Origin of the sequence: Myxococcus sp. AB025B, assembly GCF_006518215.1 — a bacterium.
In the GTDB taxonomy this organism is placed as follows: Bacteria; Myxococcota; Myxococcia; order Myxococcales; family Myxococcaceae; genus Myxococcus; species Myxococcus fulvus.
Map to the genome: position 1 here is coordinate 1 of NZ_SRLW01000585.1, position 2,062 is coordinate 2,062.

General features: G+C 68.9%; 4 protein-coding genes. 3 read left to right on the forward strand and 1 reads right to left on the reverse strand.

Features of this window, described 5'->3' with window-relative positions:
* Together FL311_RS44660 and FL311_RS44665 are read left to right on the forward strand one after the other, a co-directional pair.
* Window positions 1-651, forward strand: a 651-nt coding sequence (locus FL311_RS44660) for a hypothetical protein (RefSeq protein ID WP_141333387.1), incomplete at its 5' end; no start/stop codon positions are given.
* A 153-nt stretch (window positions 652-804) separates the two neighbouring features.
* Window positions 805-969 (forward strand): hypothetical protein, encoded by a 165-nt coding sequence (locus FL311_RS44665; protein ID WP_194869630.1) that lies wholly within the window; start codon window positions 805-807, stop codon window positions 967-969.
* A gap of 138 nt (window positions 970-1,107) precedes the next feature.
* Here the strand turns inward: FL311_RS44665 and FL311_RS42790 are convergent, their stop codons facing one another.
* Window positions 1,108-1,398: an FYDLN acid domain-containing protein gene (locus FL311_RS42790; RefSeq protein WP_141333389.1), complete on the reverse strand. Its 291-nt coding sequence runs from the start codon at window positions 1,396-1,398 to the stop codon at window positions 1,108-1,110.
* Between the two features lie 152 nt (window positions 1,399-1,550).
* Here FL311_RS42790 and FL311_RS42795 point away from each other — a divergent pair.
* Window positions 1,551-2,062, forward strand: a 512-nt coding sequence (locus FL311_RS42795; RefSeq protein WP_141333391.1) for a GYF domain-containing protein, incomplete at its 3' end; no start/stop codon positions are given.

The window sequence follows — 2,062 nt, forward strand, 5'->3', positions numbered from 1 at the left end:
GTGAAGTGGGGCGTCATCGAGGGACGTGTCCGGCTCACCGGCACCCCGCCGCCCCCCACCTCGTCGCCCACCAGCGGCACCGTGGTGTCCGTGTGCGGCGAGCAGACGGAGGACCGCTCCCTCGTCGTGGGGAGCGAGGGCGCGCTGGCCTACACGGTGGTGTCCCTGAAGTCGGCGGGCGCGTTGCCCGCACCGGCCCAGCCGCCCGCCGAGCCCGTGCTGGACCAGAAGAAGTGCGTCTATGATCCACCCGTCCTCGCCGCGCGCGCCGGCGGCCAGCTCACCCTGCGCAACTCGGATCCGCTCGTCCACAACGTGCGCGCGTCCTCCAGCACCAAGCGCTCCTTCTTCAACGTGGCCATGCCCCTGGAAGGGATGAGCACGCGCAAGCCGCTGCCCGAGGAGCCCGGCGTCGTCCCCATCCGCTGCGACATCCACCCGTGGATGCGGGCCGTGGTGCGGACGTTCGACCACCCGTACTTCGCCACCACGTCCCCGGACGGCCGCTTCCGGCTGGAGGTCCCCGAGGGCACCCACACCCTCGTCTTCTGGCACGAGCGGCTGCCCCAGGCCGAGAAGACCGTGAATGTCCGCGCGGGCGAGAGCGTCCAGGTGGAGCAGGACTGGGCCGTCACGGACCTCCAGCAGTAGCCAGCACCGGCCGTTTCCAACTTTCTTGGCGAAAGGGCGGAAGGTTTTCGCCCCAGCACGTACTAGGAGGTGCAGCGTGTGTGTCCGGATTTCATTTCCGCTGCGACGGGAAAATTGCTACGCTGCTGCTGGGTTTCAACACGAGAGGGGGGCATGACGATGCAGCCCAAGAAGCGGACCACACTGACGAGCCCGATGCAGACCCTGGAAGCGCCCCGCAAGGCGCCGCGGCCGGTGGGGATGCAGGAGATGGGGCCCGGCCTCTACGAGCAGATCCGCCGCGCGCTCACGGAGCTGGCGCTGGCATCGGGGACCTGAGCGGAAGCACGTCGGTCGTGAAGCAGGCCCGGGACGCGCCCCGCGAAGGGCGCACCGGGTGGATACAAGCCGCCTCGTGAGGACGTCCGAGGCTCGCAGGCCTCCTGGCGCTCGCCAGGAAGCCCGCATACCCCTGAATCAGGTGTCGTCGTCGTCGGGCTCGGCGGCCGCGCTCTCGTCGTCGTCGAACGAGTCGAGATCCTCCTCCTCTTCCTCGCTCGCGGCTGCTGGCTCCTCGGGCTCGGGCTCGATGACCTTGGGAGCAGCGGCCAGGCGGCCACGGCGTCCCTCGGGCTGGGGCTTCAGTGCGGGGCTTTCCCGTTGGTCCGCGCCGCACTTCGGGCACAGCGGGTCAGGCTTCTTCATGTCGTAGAACTTCGTCTGACACTTGAAGCAAACGAACTTTGAACCGAGGTCCTTCGCCGGCATTCGCCACCTTCTGAATAAGGCGAGAGAAGACAGGGGCAGAGGCGGGCTCCATAGTTGGGCCGCACGGCGGAGTCAACCGATTGGTTTGCGCGGGAGATTTCTAGCGGTAGCATCCGGGACCTCGTTTTCCCCCCGCGAGCCGGACGCTCCCCTTGAACTTCACCTGCGACAATTGCCAGAAGCGGTACTCCATTGCGGACGAAAAAGTCCGCGGCAAGACGGTCAAGGTCCGTTGCAAGAACTGCCAGAACGTCATCACCGTCGAAGGACCCGCCGAAGAAGAGAGCACCCGCGTGGTGTCGCTCGCGGACGTGGAGCGGCTCAGGGCGCAAGAGCGCTCCCTGGCCGACCCGTCCGTCAGCGTCCCCGCGCCGGTGGCCTCCGCGCCACCCGTGGCCAAGGCGCCGCCCGCGGCGCTCCAGACGCCCTGGGACGATGAGCCCACCAGGGCCGCGCCCTTGCGCGCCACGGGCTCGCCCTGGTTCGTGATGGTGAAGAACAAGCAGGAGGGCCCGCTGGACGAGGGCGCCCTGCGCGAGCTCATCGCCACGGGCACCATCAGCGGCCGGAGCTTCTTCTGGCAGCAGGGCATGGCGGACTGGAAGCGCGGCGCGGACGTGCCGGAGCTCGCCGGTCTGTTCGTTCCCCCGCCGGCGCCGGAGCC

Bases quoted from the DNA above. Each gene is read 5' to 3' on its own strand.
- FL311_RS44665 (WP_194869630.1), top strand. From the start codon at position 805: ATGACGATGCAGCCCAAGAAGCGGACCACACTGACGAGCCCGATGCAG.
- FL311_RS42790 (WP_141333389.1), bottom strand. From the start codon at position 1,398: ATGCCGGCGAAGGACCTCGGTTCAAAGTTCGTTTGCTTCAAGTGTCAG.